28 protein-coding genes and 2 pseudogenes are annotated in these 24,666 nt (G+C 64.3%); 15 read left to right on the top strand and 15 right to left on the bottom strand.

The window, feature by feature from the left end:
* Nucleotides 1-84: 84 nt before the first annotated feature.
* From JQ592_RS04885 to JQ592_RS04875, 3 genes are read right to left on the bottom strand one after another with little or no spacing between them, the layout of a single operon-like run.
* Nucleotides 85-495 (bottom strand): hypothetical protein, encoded by a 411-nt coding sequence (locus JQ592_RS04885; protein ID WP_211401798.1) that lies wholly within the window; start codon nucleotides 493-495, stop codon nucleotides 85-87.
* A 23-nt stretch (nucleotides 496-518) separates the two neighbouring features.
* Nucleotides 519-1,751, bottom strand: a complete 1,233-nt coding sequence (locus tag JQ592_RS04880) for an HlyD family secretion protein (RefSeq protein ID WP_211401797.1) — start codon at nucleotides 1,749-1,751, stop codon at nucleotides 519-521.
* The gene (locus JQ592_RS04875; RefSeq protein WP_211402502.1) at nucleotides 1,744-2,169 is read right to left on the bottom strand and encodes a hypothetical protein; all 426 of its coding nucleotides are present in this window, start codon (nucleotides 2,167-2,169) and stop codon (nucleotides 1,744-1,746) included. Before JQ592_RS04875 ends, JQ592_RS04880 begins: the two co-directional genes overlap by 8 nt.
* A 164-nt stretch (nucleotides 2,170-2,333) precedes the next feature.
* On the opposite strand from JQ592_RS04875, the gene JQ592_RS04870 reads away from it, so the two are divergent.
* Both JQ592_RS04870 and ppk2 read left to right on the top strand, forming a co-directional pair.
* Complete coding sequence (locus JQ592_RS04870; RefSeq protein WP_211401796.1) at nucleotides 2,334-2,789, top strand: hypothetical protein; 456 nt, start codon at nucleotides 2,334-2,336, stop codon at nucleotides 2,787-2,789.
* Nucleotides 2,790-2,886: 97 nt separating this feature from the next.
* The gene (gene ppk2, locus JQ592_RS04865) at nucleotides 2,887-3,720 is read left to right on the top strand and encodes a polyphosphate kinase 2 (RefSeq protein ID WP_433996398.1); all 834 of its coding nucleotides are present in this window, start codon (nucleotides 2,887-2,889) and stop codon (nucleotides 3,718-3,720) included.
* 29 nt (nucleotides 3,721-3,749) lie between these two features.
* Here ppk2 and JQ592_RS04860 read toward each other — a convergent pair.
* Nucleotides 3,750-3,869 (bottom strand): annotated as a pseudogene (locus JQ592_RS04860) (enoyl-ACP reductase FabI); the annotation flags it as partial.
* 115 nt (nucleotides 3,870-3,984) lie between these two features.
* On the opposite strand from JQ592_RS04860, the pseudogene JQ592_RS04855 reads away from it, so the two are divergent.
* Nucleotides 3,985-4,386: pseudogene (locus tag JQ592_RS04855) on the top strand (polyphosphate kinase 2); the annotation flags it as partial.
* A gap of 70 nt (nucleotides 4,387-4,456) precedes the next feature.
* Here JQ592_RS04855 and JQ592_RS04850 read toward each other — a convergent pair.
* Nucleotides 4,457-4,891 carry a hypothetical protein gene (locus JQ592_RS04850; RefSeq protein WP_211401795.1) on the bottom strand — a complete coding sequence of 145 codons (435 nt, stop codon included), beginning with the start codon at nucleotides 4,889-4,891 and terminating at the stop codon, nucleotides 4,457-4,459.
* 129 nt (nucleotides 4,892-5,020) lie between these two features.
* Here JQ592_RS04850 and JQ592_RS04845 point away from each other — a divergent pair, with 129 nt between their 5' ends.
* Both JQ592_RS04845 and JQ592_RS04840 read left to right on the top strand, forming a co-directional pair.
* Nucleotides 5,021-5,887: an alpha/beta hydrolase family protein gene (locus tag JQ592_RS04845; protein ID WP_211401794.1), complete on the top strand. Its 867-nt coding sequence runs from the start codon at nucleotides 5,021-5,023 to the stop codon at nucleotides 5,885-5,887.
* Nucleotides 5,888-5,910: 23 nt separating this feature from the next.
* Nucleotides 5,911-6,495 (top strand): invasion associated locus B family protein, encoded by a 585-nt coding sequence (locus JQ592_RS04840; protein ID WP_211401793.1) that lies wholly within the window; start codon nucleotides 5,911-5,913, stop codon nucleotides 6,493-6,495.
* Nucleotides 6,496-6,509: 14 nt separating this feature from the next.
* On the opposite strand, the gene JQ592_RS04835 is transcribed toward JQ592_RS04840, so the two are convergent.
* Nucleotides 6,510-6,821 carry a response regulator transcription factor gene (locus tag JQ592_RS04835; RefSeq protein WP_246820170.1) on the bottom strand — a complete coding sequence of 104 codons (312 nt, stop codon included), beginning with the start codon at nucleotides 6,819-6,821 and terminating at the stop codon, nucleotides 6,510-6,512.
* 209 nt (nucleotides 6,822-7,030) lie between these two features.
* On the bottom strand, nucleotides 7,031-7,654 hold the full coding sequence (locus JQ592_RS04830; RefSeq protein WP_211402500.1) for a response regulator transcription factor: 624 nt from the start codon (nucleotides 7,652-7,654) through the stop codon (nucleotides 7,031-7,033).
* 302 nt (nucleotides 7,655-7,956) lie between these two features.
* Between JQ592_RS04830 and JQ592_RS04825 the strand changes: the two genes are divergently transcribed.
* On the top strand, nucleotides 7,957-8,640 hold the full coding sequence (locus tag JQ592_RS04825) for a helix-turn-helix domain-containing protein (RefSeq protein WP_211401791.1): 684 nt from the start codon (nucleotides 7,957-7,959) through the stop codon (nucleotides 8,638-8,640).
* Nucleotides 8,641-8,702: 62 nt separating this feature from the next.
* Here the strand turns inward: JQ592_RS04825 and JQ592_RS04820 are convergent, their stop codons facing one another.
* A complete protein-coding gene (locus JQ592_RS04820; RefSeq protein WP_211401790.1) occupies nucleotides 8,703-9,158 on the bottom strand; it encodes a potassium channel family protein in 456 nt (151 codons plus the stop codon).
* Between the two features lie 89 nt (nucleotides 9,159-9,247).
* Nucleotides 9,248-10,357 (bottom strand): AI-2E family transporter, encoded by a 1,110-nt coding sequence (locus JQ592_RS04815; protein ID WP_211401789.1) that lies wholly within the window; start codon nucleotides 10,355-10,357, stop codon nucleotides 9,248-9,250.
* 277 nt (nucleotides 10,358-10,634) lie between these two features.
* Between JQ592_RS04815 and JQ592_RS04810 the strand changes: the two genes are divergently transcribed.
* Nucleotides 10,635-10,778, top strand: coding sequence for a hypothetical protein (locus JQ592_RS04810; protein WP_211401788.1), 144 nt, complete (start codon nucleotides 10,635-10,637; stop codon nucleotides 10,776-10,778).
* Between the two features lie 168 nt (nucleotides 10,779-10,946).
* Here the strand turns inward: JQ592_RS04810 and ntrC are convergent, their stop codons facing one another.
* The 3 genes from ntrC to dusB are packed head-to-tail and all read right to left on the bottom strand — an operon-like array spanning nucleotide 10,947 to nucleotide 14,572.
* Nucleotides 10,947-12,389 (bottom strand): nitrogen regulation protein NR(I), encoded by a 1,443-nt coding sequence (ntrC, locus tag JQ592_RS04805; protein WP_018641898.1) that lies wholly within the window; start codon nucleotides 12,387-12,389, stop codon nucleotides 10,947-10,949.
* Nucleotides 12,390-12,398: 9 nt separating this feature from the next.
* Entirely contained in the window at nucleotides 12,399-13,574 is a 1,176-nt protein-coding gene (locus JQ592_RS04800) for a two-component system sensor histidine kinase NtrB (protein ID WP_211401787.1), read from the bottom strand.
* Nucleotides 13,571-14,572, bottom strand: coding sequence for a tRNA dihydrouridine synthase DusB (gene dusB, locus JQ592_RS04795; RefSeq protein ID WP_211402499.1), 1,002 nt, complete (start codon nucleotides 14,570-14,572; stop codon nucleotides 13,571-13,573). The genes JQ592_RS04800 and dusB overlap by 4 nt, the downstream gene beginning before the upstream one ends.
* Before the next feature lie 276 nt (nucleotides 14,573-14,848).
* Here dusB and JQ592_RS04790 point away from each other — a divergent pair, with 276 nt between their 5' ends.
* Nucleotides 14,849-16,030 (top strand): bifunctional 2-C-methyl-D-erythritol 4-phosphate cytidylyltransferase/2-C-methyl-D-erythritol 2,4-cyclodiphosphate synthase, encoded by a 1,182-nt coding sequence (locus JQ592_RS04790; RefSeq protein WP_211401786.1) that lies wholly within the window; start codon nucleotides 14,849-14,851, stop codon nucleotides 16,028-16,030.
* A gap of 4 nt (nucleotides 16,031-16,034) precedes the next feature.
* Entirely contained in the window at nucleotides 16,035-16,643 is a 609-nt protein-coding gene (locus tag JQ592_RS04785) for a CinA family protein (protein ID WP_211401785.1), read from the top strand.
* 141 nt (nucleotides 16,644-16,784) lie between these two features.
* On the opposite strand, the gene JQ592_RS04780 is transcribed toward JQ592_RS04785, so the two are convergent.
* Nucleotides 16,785-16,964 carry a hypothetical protein gene (locus tag JQ592_RS04780; RefSeq protein ID WP_183239241.1) on the bottom strand — a complete coding sequence of 60 codons (180 nt, stop codon included), beginning with the start codon at nucleotides 16,962-16,964 and terminating at the stop codon, nucleotides 16,785-16,787.
* 986 nt (nucleotides 16,965-17,950) lie between these two features.
* Between JQ592_RS04780 and JQ592_RS04775 the strand changes: the two genes are divergently transcribed.
* Genes JQ592_RS04775 through JQ592_RS04750 form a run of 6 tightly spaced genes read left to right on the top strand, consistent with a single transcriptional unit; the run spans nucleotide 17,951 to nucleotide 23,100 of the window.
* Nucleotides 17,951-18,658, top strand: a complete 708-nt coding sequence (locus tag JQ592_RS04775; RefSeq protein ID WP_211401784.1) for a c-type cytochrome — start codon at nucleotides 17,951-17,953, stop codon at nucleotides 18,656-18,658.
* An 8-nt stretch (nucleotides 18,659-18,666) separates the two neighbouring features.
* The gene (locus JQ592_RS04770) at nucleotides 18,667-19,908 is read left to right on the top strand and encodes a cytochrome c (RefSeq protein ID WP_211401783.1); all 1,242 of its coding nucleotides are present in this window, start codon (nucleotides 18,667-18,669) and stop codon (nucleotides 19,906-19,908) included.
* Between the two features lie 19 nt (nucleotides 19,909-19,927).
* Nucleotides 19,928-20,104, top strand: a complete 177-nt coding sequence (locus tag JQ592_RS04765; RefSeq protein WP_198964245.1) for a hypothetical protein — start codon at nucleotides 19,928-19,930, stop codon at nucleotides 20,102-20,104.
* Nucleotides 20,101-20,676 carry a cytochrome C oxidase subunit II gene (locus JQ592_RS04760; RefSeq protein WP_211401782.1) on the top strand — a complete coding sequence of 192 codons (576 nt, stop codon included), beginning with the start codon at nucleotides 20,101-20,103 and terminating at the stop codon, nucleotides 20,674-20,676. The genes JQ592_RS04765 and JQ592_RS04760 overlap by 4 nt, the downstream gene beginning before the upstream one ends.
* On the top strand, nucleotides 20,663-22,285 hold the full coding sequence (locus JQ592_RS04755; RefSeq protein WP_211401781.1) for a b(o/a)3-type cytochrome-c oxidase subunit 1: 1,623 nt from the start codon (nucleotides 20,663-20,665) through the stop codon (nucleotides 22,283-22,285). The genes JQ592_RS04760 and JQ592_RS04755 overlap by 14 nt, the downstream gene beginning before the upstream one ends.
* On the top strand, nucleotides 22,285-23,100 hold the full coding sequence (locus tag JQ592_RS04750; RefSeq protein ID WP_211401780.1) for a c-type cytochrome: 816 nt from the start codon (nucleotides 22,285-22,287) through the stop codon (nucleotides 23,098-23,100). The genes JQ592_RS04755 and JQ592_RS04750 overlap by 1 nt, the downstream gene beginning before the upstream one ends.
* Nucleotides 23,101-23,232: 132 nt before the next feature.
* Here JQ592_RS04750 and JQ592_RS04745 read toward each other — a convergent pair whose 3' ends face one another.
* The gene (locus tag JQ592_RS04745; RefSeq protein WP_197952569.1) at nucleotides 23,233-23,703 is read right to left on the bottom strand and encodes a type II toxin-antitoxin system RatA family toxin; all 471 of its coding nucleotides are present in this window, start codon (nucleotides 23,701-23,703) and stop codon (nucleotides 23,233-23,235) included.
* A gap of 6 nt (nucleotides 23,704-23,709) precedes the next feature.
* Complete coding sequence (gene lipA, locus JQ592_RS04740; RefSeq protein ID WP_211401779.1) at nucleotides 23,710-24,666, bottom strand: lipoyl synthase; 957 nt, start codon at nucleotides 24,664-24,666, stop codon at nucleotides 23,710-23,712.

Raw genomic sequence — 24,666 nt, 5'->3', positions numbered from 1 at the left:
ATCCCTGCAGCTTCCGGTGGCTGCTTTCCGGACAATTCTAGCGGCAATTGTCGCGCTCGGACAGCCCGCGAGAGCACGCCGCCGCTAGGAGGCCGGGCAACGGAAATAGCGGATCTCCATGTCCTCCATGCCCGGGAACAGCCGGATGATGCTGTTTGCATCCACCTCCTTCAGGCTGAACTGAATGCTGGACAGCATCATGTCGGTCGCGCAGGCCGCAACCAGGTTGACGTTCGGACCGTTGTCCTTCCTCGCCTTGATCCGGCAGCGCGCGAATTTTCCGACGATCTGATCTCCGTCGATGATGAAGCCGCCGCCATAGACGTCCGACATGTCGCTGAAGCCGAACTGCCCGCCCTTGCGCGCGAACACCTTGCTGCAATTGTCGGCATCGCCGGCCCAGGCGCCGTTGAGGTCGAGGGCTCTGGCGCTGGCAGCCGCCACGACAAGCGACATCAACGTCGCACCGACCGTGACCATCTTCCGTGAACCCATGTGCTTCGTCCTTCTCTCGTCGTTCAATGGCCGCTCAGCACCAGCGTCTGGATCGGCAGCAACAGCGCCTGGATCCGCAGCAGCAGCGCGTGCACGAGGCCGACGCCGTCTACGACGTGCAGTGCGATCTTCCGGCTGGTCGACGTATCCTTGGCCGAGATTTCCTCGTGGTTGCTGGTGTAGGCATTGACGACGCAGCTCGAGCCCGGCGTGACGCCCTCGAGCCCTCCCTTGTAGAGCGGCTCCAGGAATACGAGGATCGTGCCGGGTCGAACGGCATTCTGCGCTTCCAGCAATTGCTCGCCGGACCGGAATTGCCCGGCTGCGATGTAGTCCTGCACGGTCGTGATCACCATCGGGATGATCACCCACGGCTTGGATATGCAGGTCGCCTCCGCCACCATGCCGGTCTTCATCACCTGCGCCTCGATCTGGCCGAAGCCGGCCTGAAGAAGCTTTCGGCCGGCCTCTTCCGGAATCAGGACGCCGGCCGGGCGCATCAGCTGGTTGACGACATCGCCGGGGCGAACCAGGAACTGCTCGACCCGCCCGTCAACGCCGGCACGGACGACGGTCTTGTCGAGATCGACCTGGGCCTGGTCGAGCGCGGCCGCCGCGCTGGCCTTTTGCGCCGGCAACAGGGTGGAGATCTGCAAGGATGCGGATTGCTTGGCGGCGGTTGCGGCATCGACTCCGGCCTGGCGCTGATCGACCAGGACCTGGAGCTTTTCGATGTCACGCTGTGGAACGATACCGGGATTGCGGCGCTGCAGTTCGCTCTTGACCTCGAGCTCGTCCTTGGCCTGCTGGTAATTGGCCTTCGCTTCCGCGATCTGCGCCTCGGCCTTGGCCACGTCGGCCTCCGCCGCCTGCATGGCGGCATCGACCTCCGCAACTTTTCGCTTGGCCGTCTCGAATGCAGCCTGCTGCCTCGAGGTGTCGAGCGTGAACAGCACGTCGCCCTTCTTGACCGGCGCGCTGAAGCCGACCTTGACCTCGGCAACACGGCCCGAGCCTTCGGGAAGGATGGGCATCGTGCGGAAATACAGCGTTGCCGACGACGTCGACGGGTGGAAGTAGAAGATCATCGTAATCAGTGACACCGTCAGCATCAGGCAGCCGGTGATGCCCCAGCGCAGCTCGTACCAGACCGAGAAGAAGGTGATCTCCTTGCCGAAGCGCTTGCCCTGGACGTAACGGCGGTAAAGATAGTCGGGCAGGATCGTCAGCAGCGAGCAGAACATCAGCTCAAACATGGCTGTGCTCCTTCTCCTTGGTGGGTTCCGGCTTGTCTGCCGGAGGCGGCACCGCCGCAGCCTCGGCCGGGACTTCCCCGCCATCGGCCGCCGGCGTCGCGTCGGCGATCTTCTCGACGGATCCGGCTATGCTGCGCAATGGCGTGCCGAAGTCGGGTAGATCGATCATCGCAAGCAGCAGGCCCGCGATCCAGAAGATGTGCATGTGCGTGAACAACGAGATCAGGCCGAGCACGGCGACGAACTCGAATTGCAGCTTCTGCGACTTGTGCGCCATCCGTTCCGGCAGGCTGTGCAGCTTCCAATAGAGCGTGCCGAGCCAGAGCACGGTGCCGATCAGGAACACACCCATCACCACCATCAGCGTGTCGGTCCCGCTTCCAGGCGCGAGATAGAATGGCAGATGGTGCGGAGCCATCGGATGCAGCTGGTCGCTCAAACGTCTCTCCCGGTCGGCAAACGTGCACTTTCGGCACTGTGTTCAGGTAGCTTCCCAATTTGCTTGATTTGAATCAAGGGAACACCCGCTGCCGGACCTAGCGTCCCCCAAAGCCGATTGCACAATCAAAGGGAGCCGCAGCCATGCCTGGCCTCGACGATCTCATTCCCAGTGCCACGCAGATCCGCAAAGAGGCCGCGCTCAAGGAGGCCGAGAAGGCGGAAGAGTATGTCCGCCTCGCCGCGGCGGCCGAGGCCGAGAAGCGGGCCCTGATCGAGCGACTGAGCAAGCCTTCCGGCAAGACCGAGGAGGAGAAGATCAAGCTCGCCTCGACGATCATCCAGCGCGCGGTGCGAAACGGGCTCACCGAGGTCATGGTCTATCGTTTTCCCAACACGCTCTGCACCGACAAGGGACGCGCCATCAACCAGATGGAAAAGGGCTGGGAAAATACGCTGACCGGCATCCCCAAGGAGATCTTCCAGCTCTGGACCGACTATCTGAAGCCGCGCGGCTATCGCATCGCCTATCAGGTCATCGATTTCCCGGGCGGCGTGCCCGGCGACATCGGCGTGACCATTTCATGGGGCGACGACTAGGACGCGGAGCGATAACGTGTTGAGCGGCTGATAGCGCAACCGCGAACTGATAAAATATTCGATTGTTGCTTCTGGCCATGCTCGAGGAGCGTTCCAATTGGCGAAAGATGGGCAAAAGAAGCGTCAGTCAGCCGAAGCAACCAGCGCCTCCGGCAAGATGAAACGCAAGGAATTCGAGAAGGAGCTCGCGAAGCTCCAAGTGGAGCTAGTCCGCCTGCAGACTTGGGTCAAAGCCAAGGGTGCGCGCATCATCGTGGTTTTCGAGGGGCGCGACACGGCGGGCAAGGGCGGCGTGATCAGCCGTATTACCGCCCGCACGAGCCCGCGGGTCTACCGGCACGTGGCATTGCCCGTCCCGTCCGACCGTGAGAAGACGCAAGTCTACGTCCAGCGCTACATTGCGCATTTCCCGGCGGCAGGTGAGATCATCCTGTTCGACCGCTCATGGTACAATCGCGCCGGGGTAGAGCATGTGATGGGCTTCGTCAGCGACGAGGACTACGAGCGCTTCCTGGCGCTCGCTCCTGCAGTCGAACGGGAGATGATCGTCAAAACCGGAATCATCCTGCGGAAGTACTTTCTCGATGTCAGCCAGGACGAACAGCGGCGCCGCTTCGAGGCCAGGATCAATGACCCGGTCAAGCATTGGAAACTGAGCCCGATGGATACAGAATCGGTTCGGCGTTGGTGGGACTACACAGCGGCCTACCAGCGCATGATCGAGGCCACGCACACGCCAGAGACGCCATGGTACATCGTGCCAGCCGACGACAAGCGTCGCGCCCGGCTGAACCTGATCCGGCATCTGATCGACAGCATACCCTATAAAAAGGTCGACATAGACCTGCCGAAGATCCCCAAGCCGCAGGCGCGGCCGAAAGGCGCTACCGAGGATCTGGGCGCAGGCGAGCCGATCCCAAGCCGTTACTGAGGAAGCCAGCACGCGCTAGAGCCTCCTCCGGCGCCCAGCGCGCGAAACGCCTTGGCGCAGCCCCAGGCGATTGAGCGGTCGTTGGCGATGCCGACGATCAGGCCTCTCTTGCCCGCGAGCAGCGCCGATTTCGCAAGCTCAATGGCCATCTGAAGCCGCTGCGCCTTCCGAGCCGCTTCTATTGGCCATCGCGACCTATTACGCTGCCGCACGAACTTGGTCGCTATAGGGCAAAGCAGACGGCCGAGTACAAGCGCTTCCTTGGTCGAGAAGTTCGCGGTCGATGCCGGCATCATCCTGATCAAGCTCTGGCTCGAGGTCGGGATGGAGGAGCAGGAACGCCGCTTCATGGCGCGTATCGAGGATCCGCTGCGGCAGTGGAAGCTGAGCCCGATGGACACCGAGTCGTTCGGGCGCTGGTATGATTATTCGCGCGCACGCGACATGATGTTCGAGGCGACCGACACCAGGCATGCGCCGTGGCGACTGATCCGCTCCGACGACAAGCGGCGCGCACGGCTCAACGTCATCTCGCACATCCTGCGGACGATCCCCTACAAGAAGGTCAAGCGGGACAAGGTCAAGCTGCCGCCGCGATCGCACAAGGGACGCTACAACGACCAGGCAAGCCTGCGCGGGCTGAAGTTCGTCGAGGAGCGATACTGAAACGCGATATCGAAAAGCCAAACGGGCTGCGGTGAGGCAGCCCGTCTGCGGTGAGCCCTGCTTCCCGGATCTATTTCAACCGTATCGTCACCCCGCCGACCGCAGCCGATACTTCGGCGCCGATCCTGGGTCCGCTGAGCTGAAGGATGACGCCATTGGCGTTCTGCAGCTGCACGGCACCTGCCCCCGCCGCAACAGCGCCGCCCGCTCCGCCCACGGCGTAGGAGCCTTCGATGGACGCGGGCCCTTTCAGATTGAGGGCCCGGCCGACGAACTTCGTCGTCGAGGCACCGACCGTGAAACCGACACTCATGCCGGAGACGGTGAAGGGATATTTCTTGCCCCTCAGAAGCAGCACGCCCTCCCCACCGCCGACGCCGACGATGAATCCGCCCTTGGTAAAGACGACCGCGACCTCGCCGGTCTCGGCACGCGAGGGCGTGCTGAAGCTGGCAATGGCTGCGAGCGAGGCGACCAGGACGGCGCCGATGGTGAACTTTCTCATGACGTTTCTTCCCCCTGCTCTGGATCTCGATGGCCGCCTCGCGGCACTGACCGGAATGCGGGCGCGCGCCGGCGCCAGGCTTGATCTGGATCAAGCAATCATCGGCCGCGCCCAATCAAATCCGCCGCTATGCGCCTCCTCCTCGCAACCATCCTGCTCCTCCTCGGCACGTTCGCGGCGCCCGCTCGCGCCGAGGACGAGGTCCGCATCCAGGAGGAGATCTGGGTGCTGCCGCTGCCACTGCCGATGTTTGCCTATCTGGTGCGCCCGGTCGGCGACGGCCCCTTTCCGCTGGTGATCATGAACCACGGCGTCTCGCTCAACCCCACTGACCGGAGCTTCTTTCCGCTGGTGGAATTCCGCGATGCCGCAAAATGGTTCGCCAGGCGCGGCTACCTCGTGGTCGCGCCGGTCGGCAGCGGCTATGGCGCAGCCGCCATCGACATTCCCGAGCGTGCACTCTATGGGCCGTTCTTCTCCAAGGTCGGCAAGTGCACCAATCCGAACTTCCATGATGCGGGCCTTGCGGTCGCGCAGGTCGATCTGTGGATCATCGACTACATGGCTGCCGAGAAGCGCATCATCCCGAAGGATGTCATCGTGGTCGGACAGTCCGCCGGCGGCTGGGCCTCCATCGCCCTGTCGAGCGTCAATCCACCGCAGGTGAAGGCCATCATCACCTTCGCTGCGGGCCGCGGCGGCCGGGTCGGCGGCAAGCCCAACAACAATTGCGCGCCCGACAGGCTGGTCGAGGCCACCGCGGATTTCGGTCGCACCTCGCGGGTGCCGATGCTGTGGATCTACATCGAGAACGACACGTTCTTCGGGCCTGATCTGTCGAAGCGCATGCATCAAGCCTTCACGGCCGCCGGCGGCCGCGCCGAATATCATCTGATGCCGCCGTTCGGGAACGACGGGCATTTTTTCATCGGCTCGCCGGATGCGATCCCGCTCTGGTCACCGCTGGTGGCGAAGTTTCTCGAGGCACAGAAGTAGAGCCTGCCCTGGAGGCGCCAACCATGTCTACCATCCGTGACCATCTCTGCGCCTTGCTCATTGCCGCCGTCGTCGGGGCCGCGACTTGTCCCGCCATCGCCGCGCCGAAAGCCGCACGGACCGATAAACCTGCCGAAGTGGCCACGCGCGGTCAGCGCGAAGCCAAGGACATCAGCTACGGTGATTGGCAGAAGCTCTGCTTCAAGGCCGGCGGTGCGCCGACGCTGTGCCGGACGACCATCACCGGGACATTCCCGACCGGCCAGATGGCCGTGCGCATCGATCTGATCGAGCGCGAAGGCGCGCCGACGGCCCGGCTGCAACTCTTCGTGCCGGTCGGCATGTACCTGCAGCAACCGGCCAAGCTGTCGGTTGATAGGGGCAGCGCCTTCAGTGTTCCCTATAGCTGGTGTCTGACCAACGCCTGCATCGCCGCCGACGTCGTGCCTCCCGGCATCATCAAGGAGATGGAGTCCGGGAAGACTCTGGCGCTCGAGGTCGTCGATGCGAACCTGTTGGCGCTGACGACATCGGTGCCGCTCGCGCAGTTCGCCTCCGTCCGCAAGGGCGCACCGACGAAGATGCTGGAGCAGTATGTCGACGAATGATCGGCATTTCCTCGCTATGGCGCAGCCGCACGCGTGACCGAATCGATCAATGATTGCGCCGTGAACGGCTTTGTCAGATAGGCGACGCAACCCGACGCAACCGCGGCAGTACGGTTCACCGCGCTGTCATTGCCGGTAATGTAGATCACTGGCGCCGTAACGCCCTCCTCTGCCAGCTTGCGGCGCAGCTCGACGCCGGACTTGCCGTCGAGATTGATGTCGAGGACGATGCAGATCGCCTTGTCGAAACCGCCGTGATCAAGCAGGGCCTCCGCGGAATCGAACAGCGTCACGTCGAATCCGTGCGCGCGCAGCAGCCTGTTCATGCTGACTCGCATGGATGGATCGTCGTCGACGATGAAAACTGATCCGCGCATCGGCAGGAAAGCGACCTTTCGGACTCGCCACGATGGTGATGCAGCAGCTGCAACCAGTACGCGTGCCGCAATTGCATGGCATCACCACGTCAACGCGCTTCATATTGTCCTTTGGGGCAGTGACACCGTGGGAACTGCATTCGAAACGACGGTGCAGTCTAGCGGCCGTTCGGATCCAGCATTCCAAGCCGCTCCGCGATCGACACGAGCTCGGCAAGCGAATGAACCTGCATCTTCTCCATCACCTGATGGCGATGCGCTTTCACGGTCCGCTCGGTCGTCCCGAGCTCGTAGGCGATTTGCTTGTTGATCCTGCCGCGTACGATGAGATCGAACACCTGCCGTTCGCGCTGCGTCAGCGTCGCAAGGTGCGCGCGAAAGGCTTCGAGCTTGCCGCGATGGCTCCGCGCGGCGTCTTGCCTCGCCAGTGCACGCGCGATCGCATCGAGCAACAGCTCCGACGAAACCGGTTTGGTCAGGAAGTCTTCCGCTCCCGCCTTGATGGCCTGCACGGTCGTCGGCGTGTCGGCGTGACCCGTCAGGAATATGATCGGCAACGTCGAGCCCGCGGCGATCAGGCGACTTTGCAGTTCAGGGCCGCTCAAGCCCGGTATCCGCACGTCGAGCAGGATGCATCCCGGCTGCTCGTCGTCCAGCGCTGCGTTGAGGAAGTCCTGTGCCGATGCGTAGGTTTTGACGTCATAACCCGCAAGCTTCAGCCGGCGCTCGATCGCCGTCCGGAACGATGCGTCGTCATCGACCACGTGGACAAGACCGGGCACCATTTACCTCGCATAAAATTCAATAAAGCAATCTTTAACCGAGGCCGCGTGGTTGCCAACGGTTCAAAAACCGAAACATATGCTTCGCAACAGAATACTTTCCGGTCTCCATCGAGGTCTTCTCAGTCCGCGCAGCGAACGCCCCTTGCTGTCCCTTGGGACATTGACCCTTGGGACAATGGATTGAAATACCGCCTTAGTCGTAAATCAACCTCGACGGGAGCGCGATTGCGCGGCGCATTTCCGCAGCAAGAGATTTTTGTCTCAAAGACCAATTCGGCGGCAAGCTGAGGAGCTGGCCCATGTTCGTTCGCATCACCACCGATTCCGCGCTGCGTCCCAACTCTCTTCGCGACCTCGGCATGACCAGCGATTCAAATGCGCTCGTCAGTTTAATCGAATTTTCCTACAAGAAAGGCGCCGAGATCTACGGCGAGAAAGAGCCCGCCGAATATGTCTACCAGGTCAAGTCTGGCGCGGTGCGGAGCTACAAGCTGTTGTCGGACGGCCGCAGGCAGATCGGCGCGTTTCACCTGACCGGCGACATTTTCGGGCTGGAGAACGGAAACGAGCACCGTTTCACGGCCGAGGCGATCGTCGACACCACGGTGCGCCTCGTGCGTCGGCAGAGCCTCGAGATCGTGGCCGAGAGCGATGCCATGGTTGCCAGAAACCTGCTGAGCATGACCACGAACAATCTCCAGCATGCGGAAGATCACATGCTGCTGCTCGGCCGCAAGACCTCGCTGGAGCGGGTCGCGGCTTTCCTGCTGGAAATGGACAAGAGGCTGACCGCTACGGGTGTCATCGCGCTGCCGATGTCGCGGCGCGACATCGCCGACTATCTCGGCCTGACGCTGGAAACCGTCTCTCGCGCCATTTCGCGGCTGCACGAGCTCGGCGTCCTCGGCTTCATCGGCAACACTCAGCGCCAGATCGTGCTCCTGGACCGAGACCAGCTCGCTTGTCTCGATCTTCAGCCCTGACCGACGCAGGGCTTTACCGAACCGCGCGCGAGCAGAGCAGCAGGAACGGCACGCTCAGCAATTCAAACATTGGTCCTGCCGGGGGGCCGTTCGGCCGATTCACGATTCTCGATCGTCCTGCGCAGGACCTCGAACAGGATGGCCGCCGACCAGCCGAACAGCAGGATGCCGTTCATGGCCGTCAACGGGCCGATCAGCCGCCATTCGGGCACCGGCGTGATGTCGCCATAGCCGAGCGTGGTGTAGTTCACGAAGACGAAATACGGCAGGTCGCTCCCGGCCGGCGCCGCCTGGACGAGCCAATACGTGCAGACCCAGACCAGGACCTCCAGGGTGTGCGCGACGCTCAGCGCTGCGGCGGTTGCGACCATCACCCCCATCAAGTGCAATCGCGGACCCTTGGTGATGAGCCCCAAGCCGGCCGCTCGCGCGATCGATACGGCACCGACGGTCGCCAGCGCGTGGATCCCGATATTGATCGCGCTGACCAGTGCGCTGACGAGGACTTGAAGCAGCATCAGGACCGACCTTCTTGCCTTTCGGGCCTATCTTGGTGCGACGGAAAACGTTCAAGAACGGCGCCAGGGATTGCCCTGCGATCGAAAACTCATCTTTGGGCGGCAGCGGACATCTCGGACTTGTCCTGCGCCTGCGCTGCGGAATGGTCGATCCGGATCCAGGCCGCCGCGAGTTCCCAGGCGACCGCCAGAATGATCGGGCCGATGAAGAGGCCGATGATGCCGTGCGCCAATGTGCCGCCGATGACCCCGATCAGGATGACGAGTGTCGGTGTGCTCAGACCGCGGCCCATGACCAATGGCTTGAGGATGTTGTCGAGCAGGCCGACGACGACGAGGAAGACCGTCAGAAGCAGCGCCGTTGTCACGTCCTTGTCCATCCAGATCCAGATCATCACGGGCACGAGGACGATCGTGGCCCCGATCTGCACGATCGACAGCAGCAGAACGAGGATGGCGAGCAAGCCGGCGCTCGGGATGCCCGCAAGCTTGAGGCCGATGCCGGCCAGCAGCGCCTGGATGATCGCAACGCCGATCACGCCTTGCGAAACCGCCCGGATCGTCGCACCCGCCAGCGCGAGAAAATGCTCGCTCTGCTCCGGCACGATGCGGAACAGGAAACCGCGGATCGCCTCAACGAGCTGCGGCCCATGCGGAAACAGGAACCCGGCGACGAGCACCGACAGCAGGAACTGCAGCGTGCCGACGCCGGCGCTGCCGGCGAACGACAGCATCACCCCGGCCAGCGGCTTCAGATACGGCGCCACCTCGCGCAGAACCGCGCGAACGTTGGTATAGGCCATTGTCCAGAGATCGAACAGCTGAGGGCCGATCAGCGGCCAGTCCTTGAGCCATTCCGGCGCCGCCTGGAGCACGAGATCGCCGGTACCGATCTGGCTCGCGAGGTCCTTGATGCCTTCGACCGCACTCAGCCCGAGCCATGCCGCCGGACCGATGACGATGCCGAGCGTCGTCAGGGTGAGGATCGTCGCGGCCGTTCGGGGCCGGCCGCCGAGGCGTTTGGCGAGCCAGCTGAAGGCGGGATAGAACGCGACCGCAAGCACCGCGCTCCAGGTCAGGATCGGCACGAAGGGGCGGATGATCAGAAACGTCCATGCGATCAAGAGCGCCAGCAATCCGAGACGGATCACGAGCTGGACAATCTGCTCCGCGGAGAGAAGCTTGCGAAGTGTGCTCAAGACGACGCTGTCCTTCCGGGAGTGCGGATACCCGATGGACGTAGCGGCCTCCTCCGCACGGCATTCTTGATCCAGATCAAGCGGCCGCGGGGATGAGTCCTTCGTCCCCGATCAGGACATCCCGCGCGGACGATGGAAGTCGCCGAGGCGAACACCTAGTATGTCTTTGTAATAACTTCGTATTTTATGGATCGCGTCCGGCGGACGCAATCCACGGGGTAAAGCCATTCGGCATCCGCCGGCGGGAACGGATTCCCGTGCCTCCGGATTGACCGGAATGGATAGAGTCTTTCTTGCCACGATGGTTTCGGCAGTGCTGCTGCTGATCGTGGCCGTCGATCTCCTGGTCAACGGCGTCGGCCTGCAGCCGCCGACGCAACTGGCCAACGTGCTGCCGGCGCCTGCACGCCTGGTCAGATAGGCGCGACGCAGCGCCTCGCGGCCGCATGACAAATTTGCATGGTCCGGCGGAACATTTCGGCCCTATCAGGACTTCTGCTCACCGCGTCAGCCACAACGGCCAGCGCGATCCGGACAGGCTCAGCTCCGCTGTGGTAGGGGGAGCTGAGCCACCGTCGGCTCGTGAAGTCTAGCCCCCGCTCCGATACACCTGGATGTCGAGATCCCGGATCTTCTTCCGCAGCGTGTTGCGGTTGAGTCCGAGCAGGTCGGCGGCACGGATCTGGTTGCCGCGGGTGGCGGCGAGCGCTGCCGTCAGCAGCGGCACCTCGATCTCCTTGAGGATGCGGTGATACAGGCCCGGCGGCGGCATGCCGTTCGGAAAGCCCTGGAAGTGCGAGGACAGATAGGCCTCCACCGCGCCGCCGAGATTGTCGACACCCTGCTGAACTGCGGCGCCCGGGCTGACCGAGGGCGGCGCCAGCTCGCCGTCGATGACCGAGGCCGTGATCACGTCCTGTGGATAGAGCGCGGCAAGGCGCCGGGCGAGATTCTCGAGCTCGCGGACGTTGCCGGGCCAGCGGTGCTGCTTCAGCCGCTCCAGCGCCAGCGTATCGAGCTTCTTCGGCGGCAAGCCGTCCTTCTCGGCCAGCGAGAAGAAATGCCGCACCAGATCCGGCAGGTCCTCGATACGCTCGCGCAGCGGCGGCAGCCGCAGCGGCACGACGTTGAGGCGGAAGAACAGATCTTCGCGGAACAGGCCCTGCTGGATCAGGACGCGCAGGTCCTTGTTGGAAGCCGCGACGATGCGCACGTCGGTCTTGATCGGCGTGCGGCCGCCGACGGTGGTATATTCGCCCTGCTGCAACACGCGCAGCAATCGGGTCTGCGCCTCCATCGGCATGTCGCCGATTTCGTCGAGGAACAGCGTGCCTCCCTCGGCCTGCTCGAAGCGGCCGGAGGCGCGGGTGTTGGCGCCGGTGAAGGCGCCGCGCTCATGGCCGAACAGCTCGGACTCGATGAGGTCGCGCGGGATCGCGGCCATGTTGACCGCGACGAACGGGCCGTTGCGGCGCTTGCCGTAATCGTGCAGCGCGCGCGCCACCAGCTCCTTGCCGGTGCCGGACTCGCCCGTGATCATCACGGTGAGGTCGGTCTGCATCAGGCGCGCCAGCACGCGATAGATTTCCTGCATTGCCGGCGAACGGCCGACCAGCGGGATTGCCTCCATCTCGGCGTCCTCGTCCGGCGTCGAGACCCGCTCCTTCGGCTCGGCCAGCGCGCGGCCGACGATGGCGATCAGCTCCTTCAGGTCGAAGGGTTTTGGCAGATATTCATACGCCCCGCGCTCGGAGGCGCGGATCGCCGTCATGAAGGTGTTTTGCGCGCTCATGACGATGACAGGCAGATTCGGCCGCATCTTCTTGATCCGCGGCAACAGGTCGAAGGCGTTTTCGTCCGGCATCACCACGTCGGTGATGACGAGATCGCCCTCCCCCTGGCTGACCCAGCGCCACAGCGTGGCGGCATTGCCGGTGAGCCTGACCTCGTAGCCGGCGCGGGAAAGTGCCTGATTGAGAACCGTGCGGATGGCGGTGTCGTCATCAGCAACGAGAATGCTACCTGCGGGCATCGTTAATCCTCATTTTGCCCCCTGTGACGCAGACGACGACTTCCCGGCAGAGCCGTCGCGACTGCTTTGATCGGCGTGTTTCACCGATGTGGAATACATCGGCATCAGCACGCGGAAGGTGGTCTTGCGCGGCTGAGATTCGCATTCGATGATGCCCCCGTGATCGCCGACGATCTTGGCGACCAGAGCAAGACCGAGGCCAGAACCGGTCTGCTTGGTGGTCACGAAGGGATCGAACAGGTTGGGCAGAAGATCATCAGGCACGCCTGGTCCATTGTCCCTCACGCAGAATTCGAGCGGCAGGGATACCCGGGATTTTTGACCGGGGACTGACAGGCGCACGCCGGGGCGGAACGCGGTGGTGAGCTGGATCTCGGCGTCGGGAACGTCGATCAGCGCTTCGGCGGCGTTCTTCACGAGGTTGAGGAACACCTGGATGAGCTGATCCTGGTTCGCCAGCACCGGGGGCAGCGAGGGATCGTAATCCTCGATGAAGCGGATGTTGCGGGCAAATCCCGACTGCGCCAGCCGCTTCACGTGATCGAGCACCGAATGGATGTTGACGGGGCCGCGCACCACGGGACGCTCGTCGCCGAACACCTCCATGCGGTCGACCAGCGTCACGATGCGGTCGGCCTCGTCGCAGATCAGCCGCGTCAGCATGCGGTCCTCGGATGAGGCCTGCTGCTCCAGGAGCTGCGCCGCGCCGCGAATACCCGAAAGCGGGTTCTTGATCTCGTGCGCCAGCATCGCTGCTAGCGCTATCACCGAGCGCGCAGCGCTGCGGTGGGTGAGCTGCCGGTCCATCTTGTCGGCGATGGTGCGCTCCTGGAGCATCACCACGATGTGGCCGGGCCGCTCGGTGAGCGGGGCCACGTGCAGATCGACCTGGCGGTCGCCGCCCATGCGCGGCGTGCCGAGATCGACCTTGTATTCATTGACCGGCGAGTTCGAGGAACGCACCTGGTCGATCAGCGCCAGCAAGGGGCTGCCGAACGGCACCAGTTCTTTCAGCGACTGCCGCTTCAGGAACTGCGTCGAGATCTCAAAAAAGGCTTCGGTTGCGATGTTGGCGCCGACGATCTTGCCGTCCGGCCCGATCAGGAGCACGGGATTGGGAAGCGCATCCAGGATCGCGTCGCTGTCGGACGGAAGCGGCCGACGATGTTCAGCGGCTGAGCTCATGCAGCAGCGCTCCATGCGAAGTCGTCGAAGGCATCTTGCAGTGAATTGTGAACGAGGCGCGGATCCTCGGAGGTGAGGATCTTCTGGCGCCAGGATTTCAGCTTCTCGGCCGGCGCGCGGCTTACGTCGGCAGCGACGTCGAGCGCCCATCCCAGATGCTTGCGCGCATGCTTGAGACCGACGCGCAGGCCATAGAGCGCGCAGACGCCTTCATAGAGCGTGCGGACATAATGGAGTTGCGTCTGAAGCGACGGCGCGGCTTCGGTCGCCCCGCCCATGAGGCGGCGGCCGATCTGGCCCGGCAGCCAGGGCTGGCCCTGCGCGCCGCGGCCGATCATCACGGCATCGGCGCCGGAGGCCTCGAGCGCGGCAAGCGCTTTTTCGTATGACGTGATGTCGCCATTGACGATGAGCGGAAGCGAGATCGCCTCGCGCACGGCGCGGATCGCGTCCCAATCGGCCTCGCCCTTGTAGAACTGGCAGCGGGTGCGGCCGTGAACGGTCACGAGCTTGATGCCGGCGGCTTCCGCGCGCCGCGCCAGTTCCGGCGCATTGCGGCTGCGGTCGTCCCAGCCGAGCCGCATCTTCAGCGTCACCGGCACCTTCACCGCCGCGATCGTCGCATCGATCAGGCTGACGGCATGGTCGAGATCGCGCATCAGGGCCGAGCCGGACTGGCCGCCCGTGACATGGCGGGCCGGACAGCCCATGTTGATATCGATGATGTCGGCGCCCTCGGCTTCCGCGATCCGGGCGCCTTCGGCCATCCAGTGCGCCTCACAGCCGGCAAGCTGGACCACGTGCGGGCCGATTCCGGTGGCTTCGCAACGCAACTGCGACATCCGGTGGCCGTTGGCCAGCTCATCGCTCGCGGTCATCTCGGACACGACCAGACCGGCCCCGAGCTCGGCGACCAACCGCCGAACGGGCGAGTCAGTCACCCCCGACATCGGCGCCAGGAAGACCGGGGTGGCGACTTCAATATCGCCTATTTTCAACGGCTTAGAGCCGGATACTGCCGGGCCGGTCACAGGGGTCTCGTCAACTCAGCAGCGCCTCATCGCGCTGGCCATGACCTATCTTGCGCACAATTCTTGTGCAGTCAAGCGTCATGCCTACAGTTTAGACAATTCTGCAGATCTTTCAAGTGCAGTGCAGCAAAATGCTGTTTCCCACAATGCGGGGAAACCCCCTTTTTTTGCGGGCCTGCCGTGCTAGAGGCATGCCGGCAATCACCCCCTGCTCTTTCATCAGCAACTGAGTATTTGAGTCCTATGGCGAAATCACAACGCACCGCTGTCGTCCTCGTGGCGGCCGGACGCGGCCTGCGCGCCGGCGCCGGCGGGCCGAAGCAATATCGCGAGATCGGCGGCGTGCCTGTGATCTATCGCGCCATGGAAGCCTTCAGCCGCCATGCTGACGTGTTTGCGGTGCAGCCGGTGGTCAACCCCGACGACAGCGCCATCTTCACGGCAGCGGTCGCAGGATTGAAGCACGAGGCGCCGACCAATGGCGGCGCCACCCGGCAGGCCTCGGTGCTCGCCGGTCTCGAAGCGCTGGCCAAGCACAAGCCGGACATCGTCCTGATCCACGACGCCGCGCGTCCGTTCGTGTCCGAAGGCGTGATCTCGCGCGCGATCGAGGCGGCGAGCCGCACCGGTGCTGCGATCCCCACCGTTGCCGTCACCGACACCATCAAGGTCACCGGCGAGAGCGGCAATGTCGAGGACACGCCGGACCGGTCGCGCCTGCGGATCGCGCAGACACCGCAATCCTTTCGTTTCGATGTCATCCTCGAGGCGCATCGTCGCGCCGCGAAGGACGGACGCTCGGATTTCACCGACGATGCCGCGATCGCCGAATGGGCGGGATTGACGGTTGCAACCTTTGAAGGCGATGTTGCCAATATGAAGCTCACCACCCCCGAGGATTTCGTGCGCGAGGAAGCGCGCCTAGCCAGCCAACTCGGCGACATCAGGACCGGCACCGGCTACGACGTGCATGCCTTCGGCGAAGGCGATCATGTCATGATCTGCGGCGTGCGCGTGCCGCACAGCAAGGGTTTTCTGGCGCATTCCGACGGCGATGTCGGCCTGCATGCGCTGGTCGATGCCATCCTCGGCGCGCTCGCCGACGGCGACATCGGCTCACACTTCCCGCCGAGCGACGCCAAGTGGAAAGGCGCCTCCTCCGACCAGTTCCTGAAATACGCCATCGAGCGCGTCACCCAGCGCGGCGGCCGCGTCGCCAATCTCGAGGTGACGCTGATCTGCGAGCGGCCGAAGATCGGCCCCCTGCGCGACACCATGCGTGCGCGCATCGCCGAGATCGCCGGCGTCGACATCTCCCGCGTCGCGGTGAAGGCGACCACCAGCGAGCGGCTCGGCTTCACCGGCCGTGAGGAAGGCATTGCGGCCACCGCGAGCGCCACCATCCGTCTTCCCTGGAGCGTGTAAGGCCATGGGCGGCAGCGACGCACGCGCCCTCTCCCGCTCGCTGCTGGATCTGTGCCGGATGCGCAAGCTGACGATCGCGACGGCGGAGTCCTGCACCGGCGGCCTCGTTGCCGGCGCGCTGACCGATATCCCCGGCTCCTCCGACGTAATTGATCGCGGCTTCGTTACCTATTCCAATGATGCCAAGCGCGCGATGCTAGGCGTTGAAGCCAGCACGCTGACGAATTTCGGCGCCGTCAGCAAGGAGACCGCAACCGCGATGGCGATCGGCGCGCTGGAGCGTGCCGATGTCGATCTCGCCGTCGCCATCACCGGCATCGCCGGCCCCGGCGGCGCCACGCCCGGCAAGCCGGTCGGCCTCGTGCACTTCGCCGCCGCCGCGCGCGACGGCCGCATCATCCACCGCGAGCATCGTTTTGGCGCGATCGGCCGCAGCGCGGTGCGCGCCCGCTCGGTGGTCGAGGCCCTGCGCATGCTGATGGACCTCGCCCGCGGCCCGCAAGTCGCAGCCAAAGCGCAGCGCACCGCCGCAAGCCGCCTGCGCCCGCGCGTGACCCGCTCGCCGCGCCGGCATGCGGTGAAGCGCCGGCCGCCACGCTCACCGCGCGGGTGAGTCCGTAGCCCGGATGGAGCGCAGCGTAATCCGGGATTTGTATCCGCGGGCGCAGGGGTCCCGGATTACGCTGCGCTCCATCCGGGCTACGAGTCTGGGCACGGCGAAGCATCTCACGCCGCTGCAAGCAGCGCGCGCCTGTCATTGCGCCGTTCGCTCGATCCGATAGATGACGGGAAGCTTTTGCTCGATCGCCTTCGCGAGCACCGTTCCCGTGGTCCGTCCGAGCTCTTTCGCGATCGTCGTGATCGGCTTGGTGCCTGCGAGCTTCCTGAGCCGGTTGAGATCGTCCTCGCTCCACGATTGCTTCCAGCGCGCCATGTCTCCAGTCCCGCTCCACAGGCCCCCGCGCCCGACTCAGAGTTTAGTTGAGAGCCCCATGAAATGCAGCCCCTGCCGGTGTACCGCTCGTGGCAAGGGGTGTTCCGTCTCGGCTCCAGGTTTTGGCACAAACTGCACTTGTCACCTTCGATCGCAGAAAGTCTGAATCCTTGATTGTGCGCCGCTTGTGGTTGTCCGCGCATCCCACAAGCGCTTGTGCTGTCCGTCGGCCAAAACACCCAGCCGGCGGGTCAATTGCCGCGCGCAAAAATATTCCACTTTACCGAAATTCGGCTTTGACGTATTCCTGCGCCACCTCATCCCGGTCAGAGGGGCGTATCGCGATCGTCACGACACGCGGGGTGAGCGGCGGTGGACGCTAGTCACATCGGCGCGAGAAGGCATCGCAGGGCGGGCAACCGTGAGCGAAGGCCATCGCGCACACGACCGGTGTGATTTGCGTACGGCAAAACCGTGTCGTCCTGGCGCCCGGGGTCTGTGCGCCAAGTCTTGCGGTGATGCGCGTATTGCCCGACCGGGCGCGTGCATCAGTCATCTGCGAGGCGACGGGGGCAATAGTGCATCGCTCCCCGGGGAGAGCTCGGCATAAGCCGTCAAACCACTGCGCAGGGAAGGCCGCGTGTTGGGCTTCACCTGTATGCCGCTGTGCAAATTCTTGTCGCCACCTTTCGCACAGTGGACCGTGGGTGCCCGGCCGGCACCCGGTCTTCCCTGCGCCCTCTGACAAGAGCGCGCGATACGACGAAGCAGAGCTCGGACGAAAGGCGTCGCGAGATCGCAGCGACATGTCTGCTTTTCAAAAAAGCACGCAATTCTTGTCGAAGACGATCGGGATCATAGATGTGCAGGCGCGACCAAACGTCATCACCCGTGCCCGATCTTGCGCAGGAAAATATTGGCGCAATAATGCCGCTCTACTTTGTAATCCGGAATCAACCGGACCAGTCTTGTGGAGGGCGACGAAAGTGTTCGCTCGCGCCGCGGCTTCGGCCGTCGTCATCGTCACTTTGGCCGCGTTTGATGGTGCGGCCGCACAACCGGCCAACCAGCCGCCGGATACGATGGCTGCGCGGGTGGAAGCCTGCACGCCCTGTCACGGCAACAAGGGCGAAGGCACCAGCGACGTCTATTTTCCGCGGCTCGCCGGCAAGCCCGCCGGCTATCTCTACAACCAGCTTCTCGCCTTCCGCAGCGGCCGCCGCAAATACCCGCCGATGAATTATCTGCTGGAGTTTCTGCCCGACCCGTACCTCGAGGCGATGGCGGAATATTTTGCCGGCGAGCATCCGCCGCTGCCGCAGCCGGCGCCGAGCGAGGTCAGCAAGGAAGTTTTGGCGCAGGGCGAGTTACTCGCCACCAGCGGCGATGCCGGCCGCAACATTCCTGCCTGCGTGAGTTGCCATGGTCCGGGACTGACGGGCATGCAGCCCGGCATCCCCGGCCTGCTTGGCCTCCGCGCCGCTTACGTCAGCGCCCAGCTCGGCGCCTGGCGCTACGGCACACGCACGGCGAAATCGCCCGACTGCATGCAGCTCGTCGCCGGCCACCTGACCGAGGCCGACGTCACCGCCGTTGCCGCCTGGCTTGCGACGCGTCCCGCGCCCACCAACCCGGCTCCCGTGCCGAAAGGCACCTACGCGCTGCCTTTCGGCTGCGGCAGCCAGCCCAACTGACGAGGCGGATGATGGGCTCGAAACCATGGATCACGCTCCTCGCCCTCGCCGCGTTCACGACTGTCGCGCAGGCGCAGGACAAGACCAGCGACATCATCGCGCGCGGCGAATATCTCGCCCGCGCCGGCGACTGCACCGCCTGCCACACTGCGCCGGAGGGGCGTCTGTTCGCCGGCGGCCGCGCCATGCCGACCCCGTTCGGCACGCTCTACACCTCCAACATCACGCCCGATCCGGAGACCGGGATTGGAAAGTGGAGCGCCGACGATTTCTACAAGACCATGCACAGCGGCCGCTTTCCGGATGGCGGGCTGATCTATCCGGCGATGCCGTTTGCGTCCTACACCAAGGTGACGCGCACCGACAGCGACGCGATCTTCGCATATTTGCGCTCCATCCCGCCGGTGAACCAGAAGAACCGGCCGCACGATCTGCGCTTCCCCTATGACAACCGCCAGCTCATCCTCGGCTGGCGCACGCTGTTCTTCCGCGAGGGCGAGTTCAAGCCCGACCCGACCAAGTCGGCGGAATGGAATCGCGGCGCTTATCTGGTCGAAGGCCTCGGCCATTGCAGCATGTGCCATTCGCCGATCAACGCGCTCGGCGGCACCTCGCAATCGGACGCCTTCAAGGGCGGCCTGATCCCGATGCAGAACTGGTACGCGCCGTCCCTCACCTCCAACCGCGAGGCGGGACTCGGCGACTGGAGCATCAAGGACATCACCGACCTGCTCCAGACCGGCGTTTCGGCGCGCGGCGTGGTCTACGGTCCGATGGCCGAGGTCGTGCACAACAGCCTGCAATATCTCAGCGACGAGGATACGCGCGCGATGGCGGTGTACCTCAAGAGCATCGCAGAGCCCTCGCCTCCGCCGCCGCCGAGCTCGGCGCTGCCGACCACCGAGAGCAGTCTGCTGATCAGCCTCGGCAAGACCGTCTATGACAAGAGCTGCGCGAGCTGCCACGGCATTCAGGGCGAAGGCAAGCCGCCGCACTGGCCGCCGCTCGCCAACAACCAGTCGATCGAGATGGAGTCGGCGGTCAACCCGATCCGCATGGTGCTCAATGGCGGTTATCCCCCCGGCACCAAGGGCAACCCGATGCCTTATGGCATGCCGCCCTTCGCGGGCCTGCTCTCCGACAACGAGGTCGCCGCCGTCGTCTCCTACATCCGCACCGCCTGGGGCAATCGCGGCACGCCGGTCTCGGCGCGCGAGGCCAATGAGCTGCGCTCCGCACCGCTGAACTGAGAGACGCCAGAGATCCGTCATGATCAATTCCGATCCGCCGACCAGCCCTGCCGCCGCCGACCAGGCCGTCGAGGAGGTCGTGGCGCAAGGCCCCTCGGGCGCGCTTCTGCTCGCCGGCATCGCCACCGCCTGCGTGGTCGCGATGTGGCTCGCCTTCTACCTGTTCGTCTTCCTGCCGCGCGGGCCGCTGCAATGAGCACTGAGGAAACCCATGGAAACGGCAGCGCCAGCGCCGAGGTCGCGGCCCGCGTCGAGCGGCGCTGGGCGACCATCGCGGTGATCATCATCGTGATGATGGCGCTGCTCGCGGCATTCGCCGGCATCCACCGCGCGACCATGCCGCAGCCACGCGTCGAGATCACCGATCCCTCGCGGATTCACCTGTCCGGCGAGTTCGTCGAGAGCAATCTCGGCAGCGTGCTGGAGGCCAACGGCAATGTCACCGTGCGCGCGATCGGCCAGCAATATTCCTTCACGCCGGCCTGCATCGTGGTCCCCGTCGACACGCCGATTACGCTGCGCGCCACCAGCGCCGACGTCGTCCACGGCATCCTGATCCAGGGCACCAATATCAACACCATGCTGGTGCCGGGCTACATCTCCGAGCAGCTGATGCGTTTTGCGAGGACCGGCGACTATCTGATGCCCTGCCAGGAGTTTTGTTCCTTCGGCCATGAGGGCATGTGGGGCAAGGTCAAGGTGATCGACAAGACCGAATTCGCGGGTCGCGCGAAGGGCGGCGGGAGGCTGAGCTGTGTTGGTCAATAGGAAGCTCATCCTCGCCCATTTCTGGCTCGCCTTTGCGGTGTTCGGCATCGCGCTCACGCTGGGCGCCTGGCAGATGTTCATCCGCAGTCCGATCGGCACATGGCTGTCCAACCCCGAGCTCTATTACCGCTCACTGACCGCGCACGGCACGGTGATGGGCTACGTCTTCCCGACGCTGGTGGCGATGGGTTTTGGCTATGCCATCAGCGAGTCCGCACTGGAGCAGCGTCTGGTCGGCGTGCGCTGGGCCTGGACCGGGTTCTGGCTGATCGTCATCGGCAGCATCATGGCGGTGATTCCGGTCGCGTTGGGGCGCGCCTCGGTGCTCTACACCTTCTATCCGCCGCTGATCGGCAACGTCTTCTACTATCTCGGCGTCGTGCTGGTCGTGGTCGGCTCCTGGATCTGGGTCGCGCTGATGTCGGTCAACCTGAGCGTCTGGCGCAAGGCCCATCCCGGCGCGCCTGTGCCGCTCGCCATGTATGCCAATGTCGCGGGCTCTTACCTGTGGGCGTGGACCGCGGTCGGCGCCGCGCTCGAACTGCTGCTCCAGATCATTCCCGTCGCGGCGGGACTGAAGGCCACCATCGATGCCGGCCTCGCCCGCGTGTTCTTCTCCTGGACGCTGCACGCCATCGTCTATTTCTGGCTGATGCCGACCTACATCGCCTATTACACCATCGTGCCGCGGGCGATCGGCGGCCGGGTCTATTCCGACAGCATGGCGCGGATCTCTTTCATCCTGTTCCTGGTGGTGGCGATGCCGATCGGCATGCACCACACCTTCGCCGATCCAATGGTCGGCGCCGGCTTCAAGTTCATCCATTCGGCCTTCACGGCGCTGGTCGCGCTGCCGACGCTGCTGACGGTGTTCACGATCTGCGCCTCTGTCGAGATCGCGGCGCGCCTGCGCGGCGGCCGCGGCCTGTTCGGCTGGATCAGGGCCCTGCCCTGGGACAATCCGATGATGCTGGCGCTCGCCTTCTCCTTCGTCATGCTCGGCTTCGGCGGCGCCGGCGGCCTCATCAACATGAGCTATCAGCTCGATGCGTCCATCCACAACACGCAGTGGATCACCGGCCATTTCCACCTGATCTTCGGCGGCGCCATCGTGATCATGTATTTTGCGATCGCCTATGATCTGTGGCCGCATCTGACCGGACGCGAGCTGATCGATCTCCGCCTGATCCGCACCCAGCTCTGGCTGTGGTTCGTCGGCATGATCGTCACCACGTTCCCGTGGCACTGGGTCGGCATCCTGGGTATGCCGCGCCGCATGGCCTATTTCGACTTCGGCGATCCCGCGATCGCGCCTCAGGCGCTCTCGGTCACCTTCTCCGCGATCGGCGGCTTCATCCTGCTGACCTCAGGCATCCTGTTCCTGGTCATCCTCGCCCGCGGCATGCGCGCACCTGGGGCCGACGCCGGCCCCTATCGCTTTGCGCTGGCGGTGCACCAGCCGGCGACCGTGCCCCTCGCCCTCAACACGCATGCACTGTGGGTGGCGCTGATGATCGCGCTCACCCTCACCAATTACGGCTACCCGATCCTGACCCTGGCGATGACCGAGGGTACCTCGGTGCCGGCCGTCTATGTGGGAGCGCAGTGATGAGTGCGCGCGACCTCTTCACCTTCAGCAATCCGCATTTCACACGAGGCGTCGGCATCACCGCTGCGATTCTGATCGTGACGGCGGTTGTGGGCTTCATTGTGCTGCCCTTCGCCCAGCCGTGGGTCCAGTTCGCCAATGTTTGGGACGCTATCTGCAGCGCTGCCGGCGTGCCGCAGCGCGCGGCGAATGTCACAGCACCTGAACAGGCAAAGCGCCTGTCCGAGGTCGTGCTCACGTCGAACACGCTGTCACGCCCGAGCCAGGAGGCGATCGGCCGCGGCGCCACGCTGGCGCAGCGCTGCGCGATCTGCCACGGCCCGACCGGCATCAGCCGCGCGGACTCACCGAACCTCGCCGGCCAGTATGCGGCGGTGATCTACAAGGAGCTGCACGATTTCCGCTCGGGCGCGCGCACCAATGCCGTGATGTCGCCGTTCGCCGTCAATCTGACCGATCAGGAGATCGCCGATCTCTCGCTCTACTACGCCTACCTGCCGCGGCTGCCCGCCTATCATCCGACGCCGCAGCTGCCAAAACCCAACATCGTCATCTACGGTGCGCCGATGCGCGGGATCGCGCCCTGTGGCTCCTGTCACGGCAGCCTCGACAACAAGACCGGCAGCCCATGGCTCGAAGGCCAGTCGGAGACCTATATGAAGGCGCAGCTCCTGGCCTTCGCCTCAGGCGACCGCCGCAACGACATCAGCCAGCAGATGCGCAACATCGCCCGCGCGATGACGCCGCAGGAGATCGACCAGGCCGCGGCGTATTACGCCTCACAGCCGCCTGACATCGTGAAGGCCGTGGATTGATTGCTTGGCACGCCTACCTCCCCATCGTCATTGCGAGCGCAGCGAAGCAATCCAGAATCCCTCCGCGGAAAGACTCTGGATTGCTTCGTCGCAAGAGTTCCTCGCAATGACGGTGGAGAGAGCTTGCCCGATCTACGTCGACGCCAGCTTCGGCCGTCCGTAGATCGCGTCCGCGCGCTTCTCGAACGCGGTCGAGAACCGCGCGAAGGCGGCGTCGAACATCGAGCCCATCAGCATCGCCAGCATGCGGCTCTTGAATTCGTAGGCGAGGAAGAAACCGACGTCGCAGACGCCCTCACCCTTGGGCTCGAACGTCCAACGGTTTTCCAGATTCCTGAACGGACCTTGCAGATATTCGACCAGGATCTTCAGATTGGCGCGGTCGAGCGTCACGCGGCTGGTGAAGGACTCCCTCACCAGCTTGAACGACACCGTCATGTCCGCGATCAGCACCTCGGTGCCGTCGGGCTTCGCCATGCGCTGCCGGACCTTGAGCGCGCTGCACAGCGGCACGAATTCCGGGTAGCGCTCGACATCGGCGACCAGATCAAACATCTCGGACGCGCTGTGGTTGACGCGGTGCTTGCTCGAAACTCGATGCATGGTACGTCAGCGGGCGTGAGCTGCCCGCGCAGCCTTCAGTCTCGCGAAATCCTCGCCTGCATGATGCGACGAGCGGGTGAGCGGGCTCGCCGACACCATCAGGAATCCCTTGGTGTAGGCGATCTTTTCATAGGACGAGAACTCGTCCGGCGGCACGTAGCGCATCACTGCGTGATGCTTGCGGGTCGGCTGGAGATATTGGCCGACGGTCAGGAAGTCGACGTCGGCCGAGCGCAGATCGTCCATCACCTGCTGCACCTCATGGCGCTCCTCGCCGAGGCCGACCATGATTCCGGACTTGGTGAAGATGGTGGGATCGAGCTCCTTGACCCGCTGCAACAGCCGGATCGAATGGAAATAGCGCGCGCCCGGCCGCACCGTGAGATAGCGCGACGGCACGGTCTCGAGATTGTGGTTGAACACGTCGGGCCTCGCCGCGACGACGACCTCCAGCGCGCCTTCCTTGCGCAGGAAGTCCGGCGTCAGGATCTCGATCGTAGTCGAGGGGCATGCCGCGCGGATCGCGCGGATGGTCTGGGCAAAGTGCTCGGCGCCGCCATCGGCGAGATCGTCGCGGTCGACCGAGGTGATGACGACGTGGGCGAGGCCGAGCTTGGCCACGGCCTCGGCAACATTTTGCGGCTCGGCCGCATCCAGCGCGTTGGGCAGGCCGGTCTTGACGTTGCAGAAGGCGCAGGCCCGGGTGCAGGTGTCACCCATGATCATGAAGGTCGCGTGCTTCTTGTCCCAGCACTCGCCGATATTCGGGCAGCCCGCCTCCTCGCACACCGTGTGCAGGCCGTTGGCGCGCACGATGTTGCGGGTGTCGGCATAGCCGCGGGTATTGGGCGCCCGCACGCGGATCCAGTCCGGCTTCGGCGGCGAAGCGGAATCAGGGCGATTCACCTTTTCGGGGTGGCGCGGGCGCAGCGGGTTCGAGATGGTATCGACAATAACGACCAT

The organism is Bradyrhizobium iriomotense (assembly GCF_018129405.1).
GTDB classification, from domain to species: Bacteria; Pseudomonadota; Alphaproteobacteria; order Rhizobiales; family Xanthobacteraceae; genus Bradyrhizobium; species Bradyrhizobium iriomotense_B.
This window is presented reverse-complemented; position numbering and strand designations above follow the sequence as displayed.

Coding starts and splice junctions, on each gene's coding strand:
- JQ592_RS04885 (WP_211401798.1), bottom strand. CDS start 495: ATGGGTTCACGGAAGATGGTCACGGTCGGTGCGACGTTGATGTCGCTT.
- JQ592_RS04880 (WP_211401797.1), bottom strand. CDS start 1,751: ATGTTTGAGCTGATGTTCTGCTCGCTGCTGACGATCCTGCCCGACTAT.
- JQ592_RS04875 (WP_211402502.1), bottom strand. CDS start 2,169: ATGGCTCCGCACCATCTGCCATTCTATCTCGCGCCTGGAAGCGGGACC.
- JQ592_RS04870 (WP_211401796.1), top strand. CDS start 2,334: ATGCCTGGCCTCGACGATCTCATTCCCAGTGCCACGCAGATCCGCAAA.
- JQ592_RS04850 (WP_211401795.1), bottom strand. CDS start 4,891: ATGAGAAAGTTCACCATCGGCGCCGTCCTGGTCGCCTCGCTCGCAGCC.
- JQ592_RS04845 (WP_211401794.1), top strand. CDS start 5,021: ATGCGCCTCCTCCTCGCAACCATCCTGCTCCTCCTCGGCACGTTCGCG.
- JQ592_RS04840 (WP_211401793.1), top strand. CDS start 5,911: ATGTCTACCATCCGTGACCATCTCTGCGCCTTGCTCATTGCCGCCGTC.
- JQ592_RS04835 (WP_246820170.1), bottom strand. CDS start 6,821: ATGAACAGGCTGCTGCGCGCGCACGGATTCGACGTGACGCTGTTCGAT.
- JQ592_RS04825 (WP_211401791.1), top strand. CDS start 7,957: ATGTTCGTTCGCATCACCACCGATTCCGCGCTGCGTCCCAACTCTCTT.
- JQ592_RS04820 (WP_211401790.1), bottom strand. CDS start 9,158: ATGCTGCTTCAAGTCCTCGTCAGCGCACTGGTCAGCGCGATCAATATC.
- JQ592_RS04810 (WP_211401788.1), top strand. CDS start 10,635: ATGGATAGAGTCTTTCTTGCCACGATGGTTTCGGCAGTGCTGCTGCTG.
- ntrC (WP_018641898.1), bottom strand. CDS start 12,389: ATGCCCGCAGGTAGCATTCTCGTTGCTGATGACGACACCGCCATCCGC.
- JQ592_RS04800 (WP_211401787.1), bottom strand. CDS start 13,574: ATGAGCTCAGCCGCTGAACATCGTCGGCCGCTTCCGTCCGACAGCGAC.
- JQ592_RS04790 (WP_211401786.1), top strand. CDS start 14,849: ATGGCGAAATCACAACGCACCGCTGTCGTCCTCGTGGCGGCCGGACGC.
- JQ592_RS04785 (WP_211401785.1), top strand. CDS start 16,035: ATGGGCGGCAGCGACGCACGCGCCCTCTCCCGCTCGCTGCTGGATCTG.
- JQ592_RS04780 (WP_183239241.1), bottom strand. CDS start 16,964: ATGGCGCGCTGGAAGCAATCGTGGAGCGAGGACGATCTCAACCGGCTC.
- JQ592_RS04770 (WP_211401783.1), top strand. CDS start 18,667: ATGATGGGCTCGAAACCATGGATCACGCTCCTCGCCCTCGCCGCGTTC.
- JQ592_RS04765 (WP_198964245.1), top strand. CDS start 19,928: ATGATCAATTCCGATCCGCCGACCAGCCCTGCCGCCGCCGACCAGGCC.
- JQ592_RS04760 (WP_211401782.1), top strand. CDS start 20,101: ATGAGCACTGAGGAAACCCATGGAAACGGCAGCGCCAGCGCCGAGGTC.
- JQ592_RS04750 (WP_211401780.1), top strand. CDS start 22,285: ATGAGTGCGCGCGACCTCTTCACCTTCAGCAATCCGCATTTCACACGA.
- JQ592_RS04745 (WP_197952569.1), bottom strand. CDS start 23,703: ATGCATCGAGTTTCGAGCAAGCACCGCGTCAACCACAGCGCGTCCGAG.
- lipA (WP_211401779.1), bottom strand. CDS start 24,666: ATGGTCGTTATTGTCGATACCATCTCGAACCCGCTGCGCCCGCGCCAC.